The sequence below is a fragment of the Mesorhizobium sp. P3_A8 genome, from assembly GCF_056402995.1.
The window spans coordinates 40,784-59,807 of sequence record NZ_JBFUGI010000022.1 but is presented as its reverse complement, the minus strand read 5'-3'; the positions used below and the strand labels follow the sequence as shown (position 1 = coordinate 59,807).

Genomic DNA, 19,024 nt, shown 5'->3' with positions numbered 1-19,024 from the left:
ATGCAGCCCGACACTCAGCTCCAGCGCCTGATCGACGACTGCTATGCGGCATTCGCATCCTATCCACGGCCGCAAGTTCTGCACGCCTCGCCGTTGCGCGATCCCGTCACGCTCATCAAGACATTGAGTTCCGCCCCTTTGCGGGCGCTGACCGGCGAGCAGATCGGCCCCTATGCCGGCTACGCCATGACGACCGTCGGCGACGTTAACGACTACAAGCATTTCCTGCCGCGCATTCTTGAGCTGGCTGTCCATGAGCCGCAGTGGATGGGCACCGAACCACCGATCATCGCGCAGCGTTTGAAGAGAGGTAAATGGCTGGATTGGCCGGCGCATGAGCAAGCTGCAATCCGGGCGCTGTTTGCCGGCGCATGGTTGCGGGTCCTTCAGGAAAATCCCGATGAGGAGGAAGCAGATAACTGGATCTGCGGCATCGCCTGTCTCGATCTCGATCTGGCGGCAATGCTGGAACAATGGCTTGCCGCATCATCGATTAATGCCGCGCTGCAGCTGGCCCACTTTGTGCTGTCCGAGGCGACGTTCATATTCAAGAACGACGCCACCCAGCGCGCCTACTGGAGCTATGTCGACGAAGCAAAAATCCACCAGATGCGGCGCTGGTTGCTCGGCCCGCCGGTGCATCAGCTGCTGCTGACGGCACGAGGCCGTACCCCGCCATCCCATCTGGGGTTGATCGACAGGGCCGTTGAGGCACTGGCCTCCTTCAGCCCGGCCAGGCTGCATTAGCCGCATGACTCGGACCTCCTCGCCCTCGCCGAGCATGTCCCGATCGTGGTCGAGGTAGAAATTCCCTGCAAGTCAAACCATTGGCCCAACATTATTCGCGACGTGATGTATCGAACGTCTTGCCGATGTCACCGAGTTTTGCTTGGTTGCTGCTGATTGCTGCCTGGTGATTTCTTGGGGGGACACATGAGATTTGAACCGCGCTTTGGCGCCTTGTTGCTTGGCGCCGTCATGCTCGCCGGCTGCACAACCGTCAGCGAGGGCGAGTTCAACAACGCCCAGACAGTCCTCAGTGGCAGCCCGGCGATCAAGGCCAAAGTCACCAGGGAATGCATTGCCGACCAGGCGACACTACCGCTGGCCGAGAGAAAAACCCTCGCTGAAGTCGCCAATGTCAGCCTGGAACGCTTGCCGGCAACGTTCTGCAATCGCCTTTGGAATGCCGTCGCCAGAGGACGCATAACCTATGCCGACTACCGCAATCTTTCGTCGCCATCGGCTGACAGCAGCAAGGTGATCAAAGTCCTGCAGGGCCGCTAGCCGGCCTTCGGCCCGGCCTGGCTACGAAGGCCGCCTGGCTCGGGCCTGACGCTCTCGCTACGCCCTGCCCGGCCAGCCCAAATTCAGCGCCAGCACCCTGCCCGGCCCGTGCACGGCGGCGAACAGCAGGCCGGCCATGAAGGAAAAATGGTCGACGAAGAAGCCGAACTCGGCCTGGTTGGCGGCCCAGTGGCTGGGGCCGTGGAAAGAGAACCCGAGGAACAGCACATAGGCGGCGGCGACCAAGGCCGCCTGGGTGAAGAAGGCGCCGCTCAGGAAACACAGCACCAGCGCCACCTCCAGGATCGCCGCGCACCAGGCGAGCAAGAGCGGGAAGGGAAAGCCGGCGGCGGCGATGAAGCTTGCGGTGGCGCCCATGCCCATGAATTTGAAGGTCACCGCCATCAGGAAGACGGCGGCAAAGATCAGGCGGGCAACGAGAAGGGCCGCGGTCTGCCACGGCGATTGAGTGAGGTCCGGCATGCTGTCTCTCCAGGGTTTGCGATGGCTTTCGACCCAAGGACGAGCGACCCCGTGCAGTTCCGACACCGGCCCCGAGATTTTTTGCCGCAAGCGCTGCCGCACCTGATATCGGCACCGGTCTGGAGATCGCGGACAGGACGTTGTCGCCGGGGCTCGAACCTTGCCGCGTCTGATCCTGAAGGCTATTCCTCGCAGCTTGATCAGTTTGTGAGGAGAGCCAGCGGATGGCGACAGTCCGGTATCTCGTCAGCGATGTCGAGTTGGCGATAGCATTTTACACCAGGCATCTGGATTTCCTACTGCAGCAGCAGTTCGGTCCGGCGATGGCCATCCTGAAGCGCGACGACCTGACGTTCTGGCTTGCAGGTCCGATGGCGTCGGCGGCAAGACCGATGCCGGATGGCCGCACGCCCGAGCCAGGCGGCTGGAACCGCATCGTGCTCGAGGTGCAGGACCTGCCGGCGCTCGCCGCCCGGATGCGCGACGCCGGCGTGCCGTTCCGCAACGAGATTGTCGACGGCCCGGGCGGTCGCCAGATCCTTTGCGAGGACCCGTCCGGCAACGTCGTCGAGCTTTTTGAACCAAAAGCATGATCCCTCCCGAAGTCCGTTCGGGATCATGGCTTGGCTCTTCGCTGCCTCACTGCGGGCTCAGTTCGCCATTGGCGCCGGCGTGCTGAGTTCGAGGAACGGCACCGTCGAGCCGGGGATCATCGACTTCGGCAATTGCCCGTCCCATTTCTCGGCCTTGGTCAGTTCGACCAGCAGCGGATTGTTGGCGAGCGCCGCGGCGCGCGCCTTGATCGCTTCGGCCGTCGCCTCGCCTTCGATCTTGGTCTTGTAGGCGCTGGCCTCGGCTTCAGCCTTGACGCTGTCGGCGCGGCCCTTGGCCTGGGTGACCGCGATGTCGGCCTTGATCTTTTCCTGCTGCAGGTTCTGTTCCTGCTTCTGCACTTCGACCTGCGCCGTCATCCGCGCCTCGACCGCCTGTTCATAGGCATCGGAAAAGTCGATGTTCTCGACCTGGACGCTGTCGACAATGACCGGACCGTCGGTCACCGCCGAAATGGCGTCGGCGACATCCTTGTTGAATTTGGCCCGGTTCTGGATCACCGACACCGCGTCATACTGGCCAAACACCGTCTTGATTTCCTGCGGCGCCTTGCGGGCGATGACGCGATCGGCCAGCGCCTCGATCGACCCGTAATTGGTGTAGACGTTGGAGACCTCCGCCGCCGGCACGTGGAAATTGACGGTGACGCGCATGTCGGCCGGCTGCTGGTCGCGCGAATAGGCCTGCATGGCCGGCAGATTGCCGCAATCGCTCTGGTTCTCGCAGCCCCATTTCAGCACCTGCTGGCGCAGGCTGATCTTCTCGACCCGCTGCAACCAGGGCAGTTTGAAATGCAGGCCGGGATCGACGACCGAACTCAACGCGCCATTGGTCAACAGCACGCCGCGGTCGCCCTGGTCGATCGTGTACCAGGACCCCATGACGGCCCCGATCAGCGCCAGCACGATGGCCAGCGCGACGATGCCGGTGCCGATCGAGCGCGAGCCGACGGCACCGTGCTGTAGGGCACGGTTCGAATTGCCTTGCGTGTCAGTCATTGCCAACCCCCGTTGTCATTGCCCGATTCCAGGATTGCCCGGAATCATGGCGGCAAGATTGCCATGATGTGGAGTGCCCCGGCCTTCCGCGCCAGTGAAATCGGATTATTTCGGTTTGCCTGCTGATGGTATGATCGTTCCCGCCCACGGGGAGGGAATCAAGCATGGCCAAGGCCTTGACCATTGGCGCGCCGCAGCATCCGGCACTGAGCACCGCCTATGAACAAGAATGCCGGGAGATGCTGGTCCCCCATCTCGACGCGCTGCTCGACAAGGTCGAGGCCGCCGGCTGGGATCGCGGCCAGGCCGCCTCGGCCCTCATGTATCTCGCCGCAAAACGGCTGAAGCCGGCCTGAGGCAAAGGGGCAGCCGGCGCATCTGACCTGCCGTGCGCCCGCGTTCACGAACAATTAATGATCATGAAACTTGTTCGTAACCGGCAACGTGGTACTTTTAAGCCGGGGCTAATGCACTGGCATGTCCGGTGCAGCGATTTGGGCGGGTTGAGTTTTGGGCGCGAGCGTAAGGTTTGGGACGAAGTCCTATCTGGTTCAGTCACCGGTTCTGGAATGTAACGGCTGCGGCGGCACCGGGCAGGTTTTCCAATGCCCGCGCTGGACAAGCTCCAACGGCCTTTGCTGCCCCGCCGGCACGCATCACCGCGGCTGTCCTGGCGCCAGCGCGCCTTGCGCCGATTGCGGCGCCACCGACCAGCACGGCGCCGACCCGGCCCAGCCATCGGCCTGAATCGGCTGCTTGCCATTCAGGCCTTGTCCGGCCCGTCCGCCGCCTGCGGTGGAACCGGCAGCACAAATCTCTGTTATGTCTGACCGCGACATCCCATATACCGGTGTCCGCGCGACCGTGCGGCTGACAGAAAGTGAGGCACGATATGCCCGACGACAAATCGAAGATAAAACAGGACCGCAAGCTGGTTTCGAGCGAGGAGACCTATGAGGTCGCCGCCTTCGCGCGCAAATACGGCATCCCGCAGAGCGAGGCCCAGACCATCATCAAGCGCTACGGCCCTTCGCGCAAGAAGCTCGACAACCACATGGCCGCGCGCGGCTAATGCATGTCGCCCAAAAGTGACCTCGGTTTTGGGGGGGACGACATGCATAAAAACAAAGACCTAAAGCGCGTTGCATGAATCCGCCTCGACGCGACGCGCTTTAGAAGGTGGCGGCGGCGAGCCGCAACCATTTCGCCAGCATGGGCGTTGAAGATGCTGCGTCACCCGGCTTGGCGCCTCTGTACCGCCCGGCCCGCAGCGTGCCAGACTGACGAAAGCCTGACTGAGGGAGGCCGCAACCATGTCCGACACCATACGCAGGACCGGCAGTTGCCTGTGCGGCGGCGTGCATTTCGTCGTCACCGGCCAGCCGACGCGGGTTGGTCTTTGCCATTGCAAGGACTGCCGCAAGGCGGGCGGCTCGGTCTATTCGGCCTTCGCCATCTGGCCCCGCGACGTCTTCACGACATCGGGCGAAGTCGCCAGCTACGGCACGCGCAGCTTCTGCCCGACCTGCGGCAGCCGCGTCGCGTGGGTCAGCGACACCGAGGTCGAGGTGATGCTCGGCAGCCTCGACGTCGCACCGACCGACCTCGAGCCGCAATACGAATTGTGGATCACCCGCCGTGAGACCTGGCTGCATGCCTTGCCCGGCACCGACCAGTTCGAGCATGACCGGCCCGATAAAGGGAAAACGTCGGAAGCTGCCGATCAGCCGGCGCCGAGACCTCTGTCGAACGCCGTCGCGCACGACTGAAAATTCATCTTTCTGGCCTGGAACCCTCCCCTGCCGGCGGCGTTATCCGGCGCCCCTTGTGAGTGCCGTTGATTCAAACGGCCTTTCGGGGCGACATGCCACGGAGCCTTCAGTTGAACGACAAGTTGTTTCCCCGACCGATCCGCCTGAAATTCGCCCCCGAGCGCGAGCGCGTGGTGCGCAGCGCCTGGGAGGGCCTGGAATGCCTCGGCGACTGGCCTGCCGGCCAGGGCCGGCAATACCGGGCAGCGCTGCGCAGCTGCCGCGACGCGCTCGACGGCTGGACACCGCCGGAAAAGGCGATGCGGGCGATGATCGACGCTGCGCGCGAAGCCCACATCCTCCAATAGCGAGAAAGACAATGGCCGATGTGATGCTGTCGACGCCGATACGGGTCAAGCCGCATGGCGCGGACACGATCCGCGAGGTGGCGACGCTTCAGGACGCCAGTGAAATCCTGATCGACTGGCCGCATGCCAGCCGAGGTCCTTTCTACCAGGCGGCGCGCGAGAAGATCGAGGCGGCGCTGGAGGACAAGGACGGCGCGGCGCAGGCGCAGGAGGCCTTCACGGCGCTGTGCGATCACGCCGGCGTGCTGGTTCGCTGAAGCCCATCCCAAGAGATAGTCGTTTCCGCAAATGATCGCGTTTTGGGTCGTCACCCAACAAAAAGCAGGCGAAATCCTCGCCTGCTTTTTATGCTGAGCCGCTGCCTGCTATTTCGTCGGCAGATCGCCGTTCACAATCGGACGGGAAGTATCGAAGCCGAAACCCTTCGGCGCCATAAACATCAAGACGATGACGATGGCGATAGAGGCAAGAAACGTGGCAGTGCTGGCAATATCTCTCACGGTCCCATCCTTTTACAAATTCAATTCGTAAAAGAAACGTTTCGCGCCATACGAGGTTCCGTTATCAGGCGATAATGCCGCGTAATGCCATTTACTGCTTCGGCGGCTGCGTTGGCACTTCGCCCGGCTTGATCACCGGCGTCTTGCCTTCGTCGGGCGCCGGCGCGGCCATGCCTTGGTCGCCGGTGGCCGGCGGCTTCAGCACGCCGCCGCAATCGTTGAGCTTTTCGGTCAGATTGCCGCTGCCGGACTGCTGCTTGCCACCTTGATCCGTCTCTATCCGGCATTTGTCGGCCTGCTGCGCCGGGTTCTGCTGCGTCTGGGCCACTGCCGGTGCGGCCAAGGCCAGCATCAGCGACGCAATAGTGAGAGCTTTCATCTCGGCCTCCTCTTGCTTGCACGGCCGCCCGGGCGGCCTTCCCTTCGCAGGGACAACGCCCGACTGCGCAAAAGGTTGGCTGGATCTAGCCGCGCGGGCGTTTGGCGGGCGCCGAAGCGGCTTTCTTCTCTCCCCCAAGGCCGGCACGCGGTTGGAGCCGATGCAGAAGCCCGGCGACGACCAGCACGATCAGCGTGGCAAACCCGGCCACCTGCCACAGGCCGAGGCCACAGGCGACGCCGATCGCGCCGGCAAGCCACATGCCGGCCCCTGTCGTCAGCCCATGAACTTCTCCGCGCGAAAACAGGATCGAGCCGGCGGCGAGGAAAGCGACGCCGGCGGTGACCGCCTCGACCACGCGGATCGGGTCGACCTTGACAGACTCCTGCGCGAACATCGGCGCATGGACGATCTCGATGGTCAGGATGCCGAAAGTGGCGGCGGCGACACAGACGAGAATATGCGTGCGCAGCCCGGCGGGGCGATTGCGCCATTCGCGCTCGAAGCCGATCACCGCGCCGTAAAGCGTCGCCAGCAGCAGCCGCGCCGCGATGACAGGGAATGAGGTGTAGGTGGGATGGCCGAATTCCTCGACGAGTTGTTCCATGATTTTCCTCTGAATATCAGAAGCCCACAACGTGAACGACGTGCGGGAGTTCCGTCCAATAGGGACGGCTGAAAGCTCTCGGATTCAGCGCCGGGTCGAACTCCCGGCTGCGTCTCCGTTCCGGGTCGATGGTCGCTCCGACCAGGTCGTCGAGCGAAATGCCGAGCTTGTCCAGCGCAAGCTTCTGTCAGTCAGATTTCTCTGCGTCGTCCTGGGACGGGACATCTGGCGGATCGGTCCTTTGCGGGCAATCCTCATAGCGGTGGTCGCGGCTGCCGCAGAAGGAACAGCACATGGCTTCGCGGCCTTCGTTTCCAGGCCACCATTGCGGTGTTTCGTAAGGTTTCCTGCTGTCCATGCCCAGCAATGCGCGACGCGTGATTTGGTTGCGCGGCGGCCCGCCGCGTCTGACCACGCGCATTCGACGCCCTGTCATGGAACCAGCGGTCAGGTGCCGGGTTTTGCAGGGCAATGCATGTCTTCTGGGAGCAGTTCCAGAAAAAGTGAATCGGTTTCCTCGGGAAAAACGCGTAGCGCTTCCCGGGGAATTGCGCCAAGACAACAAGACAGGGAGAATATGTGATGTCTGCTCGCCTTATCCTGTCGGTGACCTTGGGCACCGTGCTTGCGGCGACCGGGTTGGCCGAGGCGCGGCCCGACAGCCGCAGCATGAGCTGCGGCGAGATCCGGGCCATGATCCAGAGCCGTCGCGCCGTGGTGCTGACCACCGGCCCGAACACCTATGACCGCTATGTCCGGCAGTTCGGCAATGAATGCGACTGGCCTGAAATTCCGATGTCGGCCTATATCCCGGCGCGCGACGGGCACTGCCCGGTTTACCGCTGCAACGACCCGGGAATAGACTTCCCGGATTGACGGCCCGGCGTCCATTGAATTGAAAGCCCGCGCTCTCGGCCAGAGGGGCGCGGGCCGATCGGAGGCCCGATCTTCGGCAGGAGATGGAGGGCACCACCTGCCGCCAGGCAAAAACTTTTAGAGACGGCTAATGTTCCATCAAGCTGGTGGCCCAACACGATAATGTTGCGATTACATTAGCCTCCGTGCATATTATAAGTGCCGGGGGGCTCTCCATTTCCCGGCATGGCCCGGCTGCTATCTCCCCGAAGGAATGCGCAGCCGGGCCGCCTGGCCGTGGAAAGCCTTCCGCGTTCACACCCTATCAGCCCAAATTCAGTCTGCTATTGATCCTCCACGGAGCGGCCCTATGTCGTGCCGATCAACTCCGTTCTCAACTGGAGGAAGGCAGGACCAAGGTCTTGTGCCCTTGCTTTCTAAGGTCCGGCGTTACCGCTTTGGTTCCGGTAACATTCGTTGGACGTTCCGGTACTTTAGTCAATGCGCACATAGGGTTGTGACGCTGCGTCACCTCCATATTCGAGCCAAGAAACGCTGCGAAGCGTCGTCCGACAATTTCCCGAATTGACGGCACGCCGTGCCGGCTCCATAACCGTCCCCACTTCTCCCGCTTCGTCTAATGGTAGGACAGCGCCCTTTGAAGGCGTGAATCGTGGTTCGAGCCCATGAGCGGGAACCAGACAAAACCTCACCATTGGTTTTTTGTCGTCCCGGCCGTCGAGCGGCGGTCAGGAGTCTTGTCTCCGTTTGGATGGGTGCCGGCGCCTCTCGTACGTCTCGCGGTGGCTGATCGACGTGTCGGGGCTCTGGCGACGCTTCCTTGTCGGGACGACGGACAGGTGTCTTCTTCGGGTCGGGTCGCAGTGGGTCTTTGATCCTGTTTGGCATATCCATTTCCTCCCATCCTCAGAAACCGGCCCGCTCCTCTCTTGTTCCCGTCGGCCATTTAAGAGGGCCCGCCCCTGAAGCCAGCCGGCAGTCAGCCCGGTGCAACAAACATCGGCATAGCGCGTTGAAGCTTGTCCGAATGGAGCTTCAAAAATGGATCTGGCAACTTCCGCGGTGATGGTTCTGCTCTCTTGCAACCCTGGCGCCCCATCCGTCTGCAAGCCGGCTGAGATGGCTCCCACTAGTTTTGCATCGCTTGACGAATGCCATCTGGCATTGGCTGACAGGCTCGCGGCCGCCCCTGACGGGGAAATGGTCGGGCGGTGCCGTTCGGTCGACCCGGCCGCAACAGGTTCACTGCCTGCCGGCTACAGGACGGTTGTCGTCACACGGGGCAAAGGGGCGGATGCCGTGAGCAGCCGGTATATCGTCCTGCACAAAGACTGAAGCCCGCCACAGGCCCGCCGAGAAAACCCCAACGAAATCTCAGCGAGCCAGCCGCCCCGGTACAAGGGACAAAAGGGCGGCCAATTGATTTACGAGTCCGTCGTCCACAAAGTTGCCGGAAATCGTCATGCCGCCTCGAGGGCAAAGCTCGGCTTCCGCGATCACACCATAGGCTAAGGCGGTCATGTGGTTCACAGTACAACCACAAGCGGTCGATTCCTCAGGGATGTAGCCACTTAGAAAGCCCGCCGCAGGTCGCTCCTGTGGCGGGCTTTTCCTATGGGGACCAAGGTCCCAGCGCCCTCGGGCAAAGGTCCGACGTAACCGCTTTGGTTCCGGTATCGTCCATTGGACGTTCCGTTATTTTATCCAATTGCAATATAGGGTGATCAGGCTTTGCGGCAGAGACCCGCCGCCCCATTCACGGCGGCGGCGGGCGCCCCTAGGGATCGCGGGACTTGCCGGGGCGTTGGAACCCCCGCCGCAAAAGTAACTCTCAGCGCCGCCCGATGTTCCGGCGCTCATCCTTGGCGGACGCCTTCAACGCGTCTTTGGCTTCGGCGTGATCTCATTGACCCGCACCTTGTCGCCAATCTCTTTCGCCATCGCCAAGGCCTTGGTTTTGTCCTTCGTGGTCAACACCGTACGCCAGCTGGGCTTTTCAAAGACGCTCACGACGTAGGTTGTGGCCTGCTTTTCAGTCATCGACGGCCCTCCTCCTTCGTCTGCATGCTTCAAATATATTAGCATGTTCGCATATAATTGTCAGCCATCCGCCCAGGCCGGCCAGGCACGGCCAACTCCTTGCCCAACCAGCTCTTTGTGCGCGGCCGCCGCCCCTTTGCGCGAACTTTGAAGGCGTCAAGCGTGGTCGAGCCTATGAGCAGGGAGCAGCCCTCCCGCAGGCGTCCCCGGCGCCTTGAACCGGTCTTCCTGAAACCATTTCATCGACCCTGCGTTGACCAACGGGGCATGGCCAGCACAGGAGATATTCATGACCGTCAATTGCCGCATATCCATCGACAACCGGCCGGACGCCACCGACGCCATTTTCCAGGCGGTGCCGCGGATTGGCGAAAGCGTTTCGCTGACGGTCGACGGCAGCCCTCAGGATCTGCGGGTCTCACGTGTCGTGCATGTCCCCGGCGGCACGTCGGAAAACGCCGCCATCATCGTCGAGGTGACGACCAACATCCTCTGAGGCATCTGGGGAAAGTGTCTGATAAAAGTGGTTCGGCGTTCCCCGGTGAACCGCTCTAAATGCCGAAACCCAGCGCGGCGCCGTCATCGGGTTCGACGCCAGCTTGCGGCACGATGATCGATGCCAGCGGCGCGCTGAGGCGCCAGCTGAGATGGCCGGGCGAGCGCTCCAGTTCGGCCGAGCCGCCCAGCGACTGCGGCGCCACGCGCTGCAGGACGACGGTGCCGAACCCCTTGCGCGCGCTGTCGTCGCGGCTTTCGCCGGCGCGCGGCGTGGATGTCTCGGTCCAGAGCAGCTGAAACTCACGCCCGCCCGGAACGCCTGAGCCCTGGGCACTTGCGGCACCAGAGCCCAGACTACCCGAGTCTTGGGCGCCGGACTCGATTGTCCAGGTGATCTCGACCCGGCCGTCTTCGCTGCCCAGCGCGCCATATTTGGACGAGTTGGTGCCAAGCTCATGGAAAGCCATGCCGAGATTCTGGACCGCATTCGACTGCAGCGTCAGAACTGGGCCGGCGAGGAGGATCTGCTCCTCGCGGCCGAACGGCTTCAAATGCTCCTGGATCAGGTCGAACAGGCTGGCGCCGGCCCACTCCGAGGTGACAAGCAGATCGTGCGAACGCGACAGCGCCATGATGCGGGCACGGATCAGTTCCTCGAATTCGCGCGGATCGCTCGAGCGCTTGCTCGTTTCCCTGACCATCGAGAGGATGACCGCGAACTGGTTCTTGACGCGATGGTTGACCTCCCGCATCAAGAGCCTGATGCGGCGCTCGCTTTCCTTGGCGGCGGAAATATCGCGGGCGATTTTCGAGGCCCCGACGATCTCGCCAAGGGCGTTCTTGATCGGCGAAACCGTCAGCGAGACGGAAATAAGCGTTCCGTCTTTGCGCTTTCGTGTCGTCTCATAACTCGCCACGCGATCGCCGGCGCGAACCTTGCCGATGATCTCGGTCTCCTCGCTCTTGAGGTGATCGGGGATGAGCATGAGGATCGACTGGCCGACCGCTTCCGCGGCGCTATAGCCGAACATGCGTTCGGCCGCCAGGTTCCAGCTGGTGATGATGCTGGTCAAATCCTTGCTGATGATGGCATCGAACGAGGAATCGACGATGGCCGCGAGGCGTGCATCGGCGGTCGCGGTCTGTTGTGAGTTGCTTGTTGCGATGTCAGCTGTCGCCGCCACGATGTCGCTCATTTGCATGAGGTAGCGCGCAAGCGGATCAAGGCAATCTCTCCCGGCGCAATTCGCACAGGCGGCGCGTCACAACCGAAGCTGGATTCACTCCGCAGGCCGATCGTTGGTCTTGCCGTCACCCTCAGGCAGCACACCGAACTCCTGCGACTTGACGCCCTGCTCGGCCATCAGGAATCCGTCCGAGGCCAGGCCGCGCCGCAGCAGTTCCCTGACCGCGGCCGAGCGGCTTGGCATCCGCTTTTCGAAGCGCCAGTTTTCAAGGGCCGCCAATTCGTCCGCGGTGAGCATGATTTGCAGTCGTTCCGGGCGTTCCAGTTCAGCCATGTGCGCGCTCCTCGCTCAGGACTAAAAATACGGTGAGTTAGTATCTAACTCATTCGGCTTATAATTAAGGTAACTCTCATAAGGCGTCAAGACCTGCCAGTGAGCGCTCCACACGTCAAACTCATGATGCGCATACGACGCCGGATGCGCATTCCTGTAACTATCCTATCTAATTGATTTTATTTGGATATTATGATAATTTCGCTTGCCAGGCCACTACGCCCGGCGCATGCTCCAACCTGAACAGAAAACCGTTCCTTTGGGAGGTTTCGATGCGGTACGAATACTCCACGCGCCTGCGCGACGACGTCCATTCGGCGGTCCAGAGGGCATTCGCCATCGCTGGCATCGTCAACATCTCGGCGACGGCCGAACAGGTCAGGGTCAGAAACCTGGCCGAGAACGTCGCCCTCGAGGACATTGAATATCTGGTTCTCCAGGCTGCCCAACTGCTTGGCGCGGCAATCGAATTCGACGCCTTGGGCAATGGGTTGGCGCTGTCTGGAAATGACATTGTCGATGGTGAGGAGCCAGCGATCAGCACGCTCGCTTTTTCGCAGCCGGCCTCGATCCAGTAATATCGACCTGACGCGGTGCCTCCTGTCCCGGCGCCGCTTCCGGCATGTGAATCATCGTACGGCTTTCCGGCCTGGACCGCCCGGTGCCTCGCGCCACGGATCACAGTCGGTTGAGACCGCGCCGAACGGCTTTGGGAATCGAGCGCGCGCTCTATATGGTGCTGCAGAATCTCAACCGGAGCACCGCGGCCATGACCCTCGCCACACGCAAACTCGGCAGCCAGGGACTGCAGGTCTCTACCATCGGCCTCGGCTGCATGGGCATGAGTCAGGTCTACGGTCCTGCTGACGAAGCCGAATCCATAGCCACGCTGCATCGCGCCATCGAACTTGGCTGCACCTTCCTCGATACGGCGGAAGTCTATGGCCCATACACCAACGAGGCACTGCTCGGCCGGGCGCTCAAGGGCAAGCGCGACCAGGTGACGATCGCCACCAAATTCGGCTTCCGCATCGAAAACGACAAGCAGGCCGGGGTCGACAGCCGGCCGCAACATATTCGCGAAGTCGTCGAAGCCTCGCTCGGCCGGCTCGCCACCGACCATATCGACCTGCTCTACCAGCACCGCGTCGACCCTGACGTGCCGATGGAGGATGTTGCCGGCGCTGTCGGCAGGCTTGTCGCCGAGGGCAAGGTGCGCTTCTTCGGCCTATCGGAGGCGGGTGCCGCCAACATAAGCCGGGCGCATGCCGCCTTTCCGGTCTCCGCGGTGCAGAGCGAATACTCGCTGTGGGAGCGCAATCTGGAGCCCGAGATCATTCCGCTGCTCCAAAAACTCGGCATCGGCCTGGTGCCGTTCTCGCCGCTCGGCCGCGGCTTTCTTACCGGCGACGTCAAGCGCGCCGAGGAGTACCCCGAGAGCGACTACCGCCGCAACGACCCGCGCTACCTCGGCGAAAACTACGACGCCAATGTCGAAGCCGCCGCCAAGGTGCGCGACATCGCGACGGCCAAAGGCGTCAAGCCAGGCCAGATCGCGCTGGCCTGGCTGCTCGGCAAGGGCAGCGATTTCGCTATCGATATCGCGCCGATCCCCGGCACCAAGCGCAGAAAATATCTGGAGGAGAATATAGCGGCGGCGGCGCTGAAACTGGACGCCGCCGAAATGGCAGCGCTGGACGAAGCACTGGCGCCAGGAAAAATCGCCGGCCCGCGTTATGGTGAGCGTGGCATGGCGATGGTGGATCGGTAGGGTTTTCGTGTCCCGGACATCCGGCCCCGCCGATGGGTGACGGGATCAAGCGGGAATATAGGTCAACCTGATCACATCCCCGGCAATCCGATCATGAGCCATGAGGCGGAGCGGCGGCCGTGGTCCGGCGAAATACGGCTTGCCGCCACCAAGCACGACGGGATGCAGGTAGATCCGATACTCGTCGATCAGGCCAAGGTCCGTGAGGCTTTGCGCCAGGTCCGGGCCGGCAACTTCGATCTCCCCGTCGCGCCCGGACTTGAGCGCGCGGATCGCACTCTCCAGATCACCTTCGACAAGCCGCGCGTTAGGCCCGACCGATTTCAACGTGCGCGAGACGACCCATTTCGGCTGCTTGCGCCACGCCGCCGCGAAGGCGTGCTCATCCGCATTCCATTCGGGACGATCATCGTCCCAGTAACGCATGATCTCATACATTTGGCGACCGTACACACTGCCCGCCTGCCGCTCCGCCTCCTCGACAAAGTGTCGAAACAGCGCGGGGCCTGGCGCGAATCCCGTATGGTCGACGTAACCGTCCAGCGACTGGTTCATTCCGAACACAAGCCTGGCCATGCTCACTCCCTTTCCTTGTGCGCCGTAACTGAGCGAAATCTGATTGCATTATGCAATCGGTTATAAGCTATATCGTTGGATGTTCGCAATTGGTTTTTGGCGTCCATGAACGCCTTACGAGCCTGGTTGGCCGTTACCGTGTCCTGAAGATCGACCGCTCCCGGTGCACCCCGTCGCGACCGCCCCAGGCGACAAGCCAGGCCAGATTGATCCGACCTGGCTGCTCGGCAAATGCAGCGACTTCGCCATCGTGCCGATCCCCGGCACCAAGCGCAGGCAATATCTGGAGGAGAATGTCGCGGCGGTGGCGATCAAGCTCGATAGAGCCGAAATGGCCGCACTGGACGAGCCGCTGGCGCTGGGGAAGATCGCCGGGCCACGCTATGGTGAGCGTGGGATGGCGATGGTGGATCGGTAGCGTTCACCGGCTCGTTCCATTCATCGCAAGGGGCAATGGGACTGGAAGCGGGCGCTTTGCCGCAGAGTGCTCAACGTCTCGATCTGGGCAGGTAGCGAACGTCGGCCTTAGGGATGGCGGGGCTAGAAAGCCGACCTTAGCATCCTGGGTAGCGCCGACCGCTTTGCGCCAGAAGCGGGGCGCTCGCCACGGCGACAACGACCCCTACAGGCGATCGACGCGACGGGCGCTAAGGGCCATACCTGACTCTATGTTCCCTTCACGATTCTCGGTTTAGCCGGTCGGCGGGATTGCGTCTCGCTCTCGAGGGCCAAGGCCAACCGCTTCTCGTCTTCGATGGCGCGATCGACTGCCTCAATTTCCTCTTGGAGCGCCTTCAATTCGGCTCCGTAGCTGGCGCCATCGCTGTCCCCGATCTGAAAGCCACTGGCCCGCATTGCGTCACGAGTATGGTGCACGTTGCGGACTCCTTCGCGTCGAGTCGCGACCAGGATTTCCCTGAACTCTCCAAGACGTTCAACGTGATTACGAGTCATTGCGTTCTCCTATTTCGTCGTCATCGTCGCCGACGGCGATTCAAAACGGCTAAACTTACGGCGCAGACGGTTTAAGTGATTACAGGGGTACCCTCGACAAAGCATGAGTGCGGAAGCTCAAATTTGAACGTTTTGCAATAACGTGGAGCGCGGCAGGCGGACATTGGCTTGGGAGGAGCGCACAGCGACGTTGGTCTCAATGCTCGAGACAAACCCCGGCCGAGGCGCCCTACGATGGCACTTTGCCTGTGTTTCCTGAGCCTCGCAGGTGTGGCCTTAAGTCGCAAACTATTGGCCTAAGAAGCGGGGCGTCGGGCTTCATTGACGGCGCGACAAGCACCATATGCTGATCCAAAGCCCTCCAAAACGAGAGAAGCTCGCCCGACGTCGCACTGCGGTCGTCAGCCAGCAATGGCTATGAACCAAAGGAACCTGGAAACCATCATGCCTGAAAATATCAGACCAACGTCAAGAGACGTCCCCCTCATTCAGCTCGGCGTATACCAGTGCCGCTTCCCGGTGAGCGAAGACCCGTCAGTACCTGGCGGCTACCGTTTTTGTGCCGGGCCAACTTCGCCTGATCGCGTCTACTGCGATCACCACCACAGCATCGTGACTGCCGTCGACCCTCGTCGAGCCCGCTCTGGTCTCCATTTGCCCCAACGGCGCGCCGCGTAGATTACGTTTTGAGCCCTCCGCGCGCTGGCAGTCGGCGTCACCTCATCGGTATGATGTTGTCCTCAAATCTTTTTTGCAATTCGGCAACCCCATTTCAATCAACGAAGCGCGTCCTGTCAGACTTGAGGACGACGGTGGCGAACTCGGGCATTTCCAGACCTTGGCGCACCTTGGCATCAAGATCCTGCTCGGCCGCCTTGATGGCGGCGAGCCGCGCCAGCACGGTCCTGGCCTCCACGCGGGGCACCACGGCGACGCCATCGCGGTCGCCGATCAGTATGTCTCCCGGCGAGATAGTCACGCCTCCCAGCACCACCGGAAATCCGACTGTGCCTGGACCATTGCGCGCCGGCGAGTTCGCGATGACGCCAGCACAGTAAACCGGCAACCCGACCGCCTCGATCCCGATAACATCGCGTACGAGGCCGTCGGTGACGAAGCCGGCGACCCCCTTATTGCGCGCCATGCCAAGCACAAGATCCCCGGTGACCGCCGCCCCGGCAAAGCTGTCGGTGGCCGCAACGATGACATCGCCACCTAGGGCGGCATCCAGCGCCCCAAACAGCGCGAGATTGTCGGAAGGGCCGCACTGACAGGTCACGGCGACGCCGACCAGCGTAGCAGCAGCTGGCGATAACGGCTTGATCGCATGGTGCAAGGCTCCGCGCCCGCCCATGGCGTCGACGACCTGACTGACGGGCACGCCGGAAAAGGCACTGATGATGTCTGCCGCAGGCCGTTCGAAACGGCGCTTGATGGTGAGCAGCGGCGGGTCTTCAATCATGTGGCGGCCTCGTAGCTTGAACGAACGAAAGACAGTCTGGACCGAGGTCGCTAAGGCTCCGTGCCCCCATCAGCCCCATGACCCGGTCGATCTCCTTGCGGTAGAGTTCGAGCACGTGTCGCACCCCATCTTCGCCGGCGACCGCGAGCCCCCATAGCTGTGGCCGGCCGATCAGACAGCAGGACGCTCCGAGCGCCAACGCCTTGACGACGTCGGAGCCCCTCCTAACGCCGCCGTCAATCAGTACAGGTATGCGGCCATTGACAGCCGCGACCACCGCAGGCAGCGCGTCGAGCGACGCGACGGCACCGTCAAGTTGGCGTCCGCCGTGATTGGACACGATGACGCCGTCGATACCGCGCGCCACGGCCTCCGTGGCTTCTCCGGGATGCAGGATGCCCTTCAGCAACAACGGTCCGGACCAAACGGTGCGCAGCCAGTCGACGTCGGCCCAGGACAGCCCGGGGTCGAGCAGTGCGGCCATGCGGCCAGCCAGCGCGCCAACCGTCGCCGTCTCGCCGGGACGCAGGTAGTTGCCGAAGGTCAGTTTCGGAAGCCGGGTGCGCATGCGCAGCAGCCACGCCGCCTTGGTGGCGGCCGCCAGCGTCCCTGCCACACCGAAGCGCGGCGGGATGGAAAACCCGTTGCGGATGTCGCGTTCCCGGTTGCCGAGCAGCTGGTTGTCGACGGTGAGCACCAGCGCGCCGTATCCTGAGGCACTCGCCCGATCCACCATTTCCCGGGTGAAGCCGCGATCGGTGTAGACGAACACCTGCATCCATCGCGGGCTGGTCCCGGTGGCTGCTATGTCCTCCAGTGTGCAGGCCGAGCCGTGACTGGCGCAGTAGAAAGTGCCAGCGGATGCCGCTGCTCGGGCTGCCGCGCACTCGCCGTCGGGCCAGAACAGACCAGCCAGGCCAGTTGGCGCGATACCGAGCGGGATGGCGAGCTTTGCGCCGAAGAGATCAAGGGAGAGATCCCGTGTCGCTGCACCGTTGAGGGGCCGCGGCAGGATAGCAACGTCGTTGAACGCCTGTTCGTTGCGGCGCAGCGTTCGCTCATCCTCGGAGCCGCCGTCGGCGAAGTCGAACACCGGGCGCGGCAAAATCCGCCGCGCTGCGTCGCGGACCGCGGCCACGCTGTACAGGCGCTTCAGCGCTGCCGTCGAAGCAGGCGATGCCGCAAAGCCGGCACCGCCGTTGGCCCGAGGGCCTATGTTCGAGATAATCGAGGAACTACTCACGGTTTCTTACCGCCGATGCGACCGTAATGCGTCGGTCCTCCGCCCCCCGGAACACGCACACAGCAGAGCGTGCCCTCGAAGGAGGGGGCGCTGCCGGTCGCCAGCACGCCGGCATTTGTCACCCAAAGCATCTCGCCGGAGAAGACGCAGTTGGTCGTTGCCTTGCCGCAGATGAAGAAACCTTCCGCGGTACCGTCGGGCTTCAGCACATGAATACCATTGGCGGCAATATCCGTGACATAAAGGCGGCCATCGGCGCCGACCTTCAGCCCATCCGGGATCGGATTGGCCCCAGGCAAGCGGCCGAGGTCTTCGACGCAACCATCGGGACGCTGCCGCTTGACGTGCCCCGTGTAGGACTCAGCCCAGACGATCGAGCCGTCCGTCTCGATCGCCACTCCATTCGGGAAGGTCGGCTCGTCGAAGCCGACAGCAAGGTAGGCACTGCCATCGGGGTTGACGGCAAAGATGTAGCTGGGGTCCGGATTGCTGGGGTTGTATGTGCCGGGATCGCTGAAGATAAGCCGGCCATCAGCAGCAAACACGAGATCGTTTGGGCCATTGACCCGAATGCCCGCAACTTCCGTCAGCAGGATTTCCGGCTTTCCGCCTTCGGCAACTCGCTGGATCGATGGCGTTGTCATCTCCGCGGCCCGCCAAGGTCCGGTCGTGCCACCATTCTGGCAGACGTAGAGCAGGCCATCCGAACCGAGAACGCATGCATTCGGCGCTCCCGCAACATACGCGAACTGCCGAGCAGTTCCTTCACGATCGATGGCGGTCAGCTGGCTGCGATAGCTTTCGACGATGACAACGCGCCCATCAGAAAGCATCGTCGGACCCTCGGGCCAGCCGAGGCCAGTCGCGACCACCTCGACTGCGAGCTTTTCAACCTCCTTCATGGTGCGATCTCCAGACCGGCAGCCTATCAAGATTTGTCGGGTCTAATCCAGCCGTCTACGCGTTCGTTGAATACATTGTGCGGCGATTGCAGGCATCGACGCATGGCCGCTTTGGGGCGCGAAGTCGACAGGAGCGTCGGCACAAGCGATGTCCGCTTCTAGAAGCCGGACGGTGGTGCGGGAATGGCGGACATGCG

General features: G+C 62.4%; 27 protein-coding genes and 1 tRNA gene. 15 read left to right on the top strand and 13 right to left on the bottom strand.

Features of this window, described 5'->3' with window-relative positions; all coding sequences use genetic code 11:
- A complete protein-coding gene (locus AC1DX4_RS33215) occupies positions 1-747 on the top strand; it encodes a hypothetical protein (protein WP_477224342.1) in 747 nt (248 codons plus the stop codon).
- Positions 748-933: 186 nt separating this feature from the next.
- Positions 934-1,287, top strand: coding sequence for a hypothetical protein (locus AC1DX4_RS33210; protein WP_477224341.1), 354 nt, complete (start codon positions 934-936; stop codon positions 1,285-1,287).
- A gap of 57 nt (positions 1,288-1,344) precedes the next feature.
- Here AC1DX4_RS33210 and AC1DX4_RS33205 read toward each other — a convergent pair whose 3' ends face one another.
- Positions 1,345-1,770: a DoxX family protein gene (locus AC1DX4_RS33205; RefSeq protein ID WP_477224340.1), complete on the bottom strand. Its 426-nt coding sequence runs from the start codon at positions 1,768-1,770 to the stop codon at positions 1,345-1,347.
- A 224-nt stretch (positions 1,771-1,994) separates the two neighbouring features.
- On the opposite strand from AC1DX4_RS33205, the gene AC1DX4_RS33200 reads away from it, so the two are divergent.
- A complete protein-coding gene (locus tag AC1DX4_RS33200) occupies positions 1,995-2,363 on the top strand; it encodes a VOC family protein (protein WP_477224339.1) in 369 nt (122 codons plus the stop codon).
- Between the two features lie 57 nt (positions 2,364-2,420).
- On the opposite strand, the gene AC1DX4_RS33195 is transcribed toward AC1DX4_RS33200, so the two are convergent.
- A complete protein-coding gene (locus tag AC1DX4_RS33195) occupies positions 2,421-3,380 on the bottom strand; it encodes a prohibitin family protein (RefSeq protein WP_477224338.1) in 960 nt (319 codons plus the stop codon).
- Positions 3,381-3,544: 164 nt separating this feature from the next.
- Between AC1DX4_RS33195 and AC1DX4_RS33190 the strand changes: the two genes are divergently transcribed.
- From AC1DX4_RS33190 to AC1DX4_RS33170, 5 genes are all read left to right on the top strand, one after another.
- The gene (locus AC1DX4_RS33190) at positions 3,545-3,736 is read left to right on the top strand and encodes a hypothetical protein (protein WP_477224337.1); all 192 of its coding nucleotides are present in this window, start codon (positions 3,545-3,547) and stop codon (positions 3,734-3,736) included.
- 536 nt (positions 3,737-4,272) lie between these two features.
- Positions 4,273-4,452: a DUF3606 domain-containing protein gene (locus AC1DX4_RS33185; RefSeq protein ID WP_027052489.1), complete on the top strand. Its 180-nt coding sequence runs from the start codon at positions 4,273-4,275 to the stop codon at positions 4,450-4,452.
- 241 nt (positions 4,453-4,693) lie between these two features.
- Positions 4,694-5,149, top strand: a complete 456-nt coding sequence (locus tag AC1DX4_RS33180) for a GFA family protein (RefSeq protein WP_477224336.1) — start codon at positions 4,694-4,696, stop codon at positions 5,147-5,149.
- Between the two features lie 113 nt (positions 5,150-5,262).
- Entirely contained in the window at positions 5,263-5,499 is a 237-nt protein-coding gene (locus AC1DX4_RS33175; protein WP_477224335.1) for a DUF982 domain-containing protein, read from the top strand.
- An 11-nt stretch (positions 5,500-5,510) separates the two neighbouring features.
- Complete coding sequence (locus AC1DX4_RS33170; RefSeq protein WP_477224334.1) at positions 5,511-5,756, top strand: DUF982 domain-containing protein; 246 nt, start codon at positions 5,511-5,513, stop codon at positions 5,754-5,756.
- Positions 5,757-5,864: 108 nt separating this feature from the next.
- Here AC1DX4_RS33170 and AC1DX4_RS33165 read toward each other — a convergent pair whose 3' ends face one another.
- From AC1DX4_RS33165 to AC1DX4_RS33155, 3 genes are all read right to left on the bottom strand, one after another.
- Positions 5,865-5,999, bottom strand: a complete 135-nt coding sequence (locus AC1DX4_RS33165) for a hypothetical protein (protein WP_477224333.1) — start codon at positions 5,997-5,999, stop codon at positions 5,865-5,867.
- Between the two features lie 91 nt (positions 6,000-6,090).
- A complete protein-coding gene (locus AC1DX4_RS33160; RefSeq protein ID WP_477224332.1) occupies positions 6,091-6,378 on the bottom strand; it encodes a hypothetical protein in 288 nt (95 codons plus the stop codon).
- Between the two features lie 85 nt (positions 6,379-6,463).
- Complete coding sequence (locus AC1DX4_RS33155; RefSeq protein WP_477224331.1) at positions 6,464-6,985, bottom strand: MgtC/SapB family protein; 522 nt, start codon at positions 6,983-6,985, stop codon at positions 6,464-6,466.
- A gap of 582 nt (positions 6,986-7,567) precedes the next feature.
- Here AC1DX4_RS33155 and AC1DX4_RS33150 point away from each other — a divergent pair.
- On the top strand, positions 7,568-7,861 hold the full coding sequence (locus tag AC1DX4_RS33150; RefSeq protein WP_477224330.1) for a hypothetical protein: 294 nt from the start codon (positions 7,568-7,570) through the stop codon (positions 7,859-7,861).
- Between the two features lie 605 nt (positions 7,862-8,466).
- Positions 8,467-8,540: transfer RNA gene (locus tag AC1DX4_RS33145), tRNA-Gln, on the top strand.
- A 1,196-nt stretch (positions 8,541-9,736) separates the two neighbouring features.
- Here AC1DX4_RS33145 and AC1DX4_RS33140 read toward each other — a convergent pair.
- Complete coding sequence (locus AC1DX4_RS33140; protein WP_477224329.1) at positions 9,737-9,901, bottom strand: hypothetical protein; 165 nt, start codon at positions 9,899-9,901, stop codon at positions 9,737-9,739.
- 289 nt (positions 9,902-10,190) lie between these two features.
- On the opposite strand from AC1DX4_RS33140, the gene AC1DX4_RS33135 reads away from it, so the two are divergent.
- A complete protein-coding gene (locus tag AC1DX4_RS33135; protein ID WP_477224328.1) occupies positions 10,191-10,397 on the top strand; it encodes a hypothetical protein in 207 nt (68 codons plus the stop codon).
- 55 nt (positions 10,398-10,452) lie between these two features.
- Here AC1DX4_RS33135 and AC1DX4_RS33130 read toward each other — a convergent pair whose 3' ends face one another.
- Complete coding sequence (locus AC1DX4_RS33130; protein WP_477224327.1) at positions 10,453-11,601, bottom strand: sensor histidine kinase; 1,149 nt, start codon at positions 11,599-11,601, stop codon at positions 10,453-10,455.
- Positions 11,602-11,679: 78 nt separating this feature from the next.
- The gene (locus AC1DX4_RS33125; protein ID WP_477224326.1) at positions 11,680-11,919 is read right to left on the bottom strand and encodes a hypothetical protein; all 240 of its coding nucleotides are present in this window, start codon (positions 11,917-11,919) and stop codon (positions 11,680-11,682) included.
- Between the two features lie 272 nt (positions 11,920-12,191).
- Between AC1DX4_RS33125 and AC1DX4_RS33120 the strand changes: the two genes are divergently transcribed.
- Complete coding sequence (locus tag AC1DX4_RS33120; RefSeq protein ID WP_477224325.1) at positions 12,192-12,497, top strand: hypothetical protein; 306 nt, start codon at positions 12,192-12,194, stop codon at positions 12,495-12,497.
- Positions 12,498-12,688: 191 nt separating this feature from the next.
- Positions 12,689-13,690, top strand: coding sequence for an aldo/keto reductase (locus tag AC1DX4_RS33115; RefSeq protein ID WP_477224324.1), 1,002 nt, complete (start codon positions 12,689-12,691; stop codon positions 13,688-13,690).
- Positions 13,691-13,735: 45 nt separating this feature from the next.
- Here AC1DX4_RS33115 and AC1DX4_RS33110 read toward each other — a convergent pair whose 3' ends face one another.
- Complete coding sequence (locus tag AC1DX4_RS33110; RefSeq protein WP_477224323.1) at positions 13,736-14,266, bottom strand: dihydrofolate reductase family protein; 531 nt, start codon at positions 14,264-14,266, stop codon at positions 13,736-13,738.
- 163 nt (positions 14,267-14,429) lie between these two features.
- Here AC1DX4_RS33110 and AC1DX4_RS33105 point away from each other — a divergent pair, with 163 nt between their 5' ends.
- The gene (locus AC1DX4_RS33105; RefSeq protein WP_477224322.1) at positions 14,430-14,684 is read left to right on the top strand and encodes a hypothetical protein; all 255 of its coding nucleotides are present in this window, start codon (positions 14,430-14,432) and stop codon (positions 14,682-14,684) included.
- Positions 14,685-14,932: 248 nt separating this feature from the next.
- Here AC1DX4_RS33105 and AC1DX4_RS33100 read toward each other — a convergent pair whose 3' ends face one another.
- Positions 14,933-15,220, bottom strand: a complete 288-nt coding sequence (locus AC1DX4_RS33100) for a hypothetical protein (RefSeq protein WP_023785323.1) — start codon at positions 15,218-15,220, stop codon at positions 14,933-14,935.
- Between the two features lie 321 nt (positions 15,221-15,541).
- Here AC1DX4_RS33100 and AC1DX4_RS33095 point away from each other — a divergent pair, with 321 nt between their 5' ends.
- Complete coding sequence (locus AC1DX4_RS33095) at positions 15,542-15,898, top strand: GcrA family cell cycle regulator (RefSeq protein WP_477224321.1); 357 nt, start codon at positions 15,542-15,544, stop codon at positions 15,896-15,898.
- Between the two features lie 94 nt (positions 15,899-15,992).
- Here AC1DX4_RS33095 and AC1DX4_RS33090 read toward each other — a convergent pair whose 3' ends face one another.
- From AC1DX4_RS33090 to AC1DX4_RS33080, 3 genes are read right to left on the bottom strand one after another with little or no spacing between them, the layout of a single operon-like run.
- On the bottom strand, positions 15,993-16,682 hold the full coding sequence (locus AC1DX4_RS33090) for an RraA family protein (protein ID WP_477224320.1): 690 nt from the start codon (positions 16,680-16,682) through the stop codon (positions 15,993-15,995).
- On the bottom strand, positions 16,675-17,925 hold the full coding sequence (locus AC1DX4_RS33085; RefSeq protein WP_477224319.1) for an alpha-hydroxy acid oxidase: 1,251 nt from the start codon (positions 17,923-17,925) through the stop codon (positions 16,675-16,677). Before AC1DX4_RS33085 ends, AC1DX4_RS33090 begins: the two co-directional genes overlap by 8 nt.
- The gene (locus AC1DX4_RS33080) at positions 17,922-18,827 is read right to left on the bottom strand and encodes an SMP-30/gluconolactonase/LRE family protein (protein ID WP_477224318.1); all 906 of its coding nucleotides are present in this window, start codon (positions 18,825-18,827) and stop codon (positions 17,922-17,924) included. The genes AC1DX4_RS33085 and AC1DX4_RS33080 overlap by 4 nt, the downstream gene beginning before the upstream one ends.
- Positions 18,828-19,024: the final 197 nt, after the last annotated feature.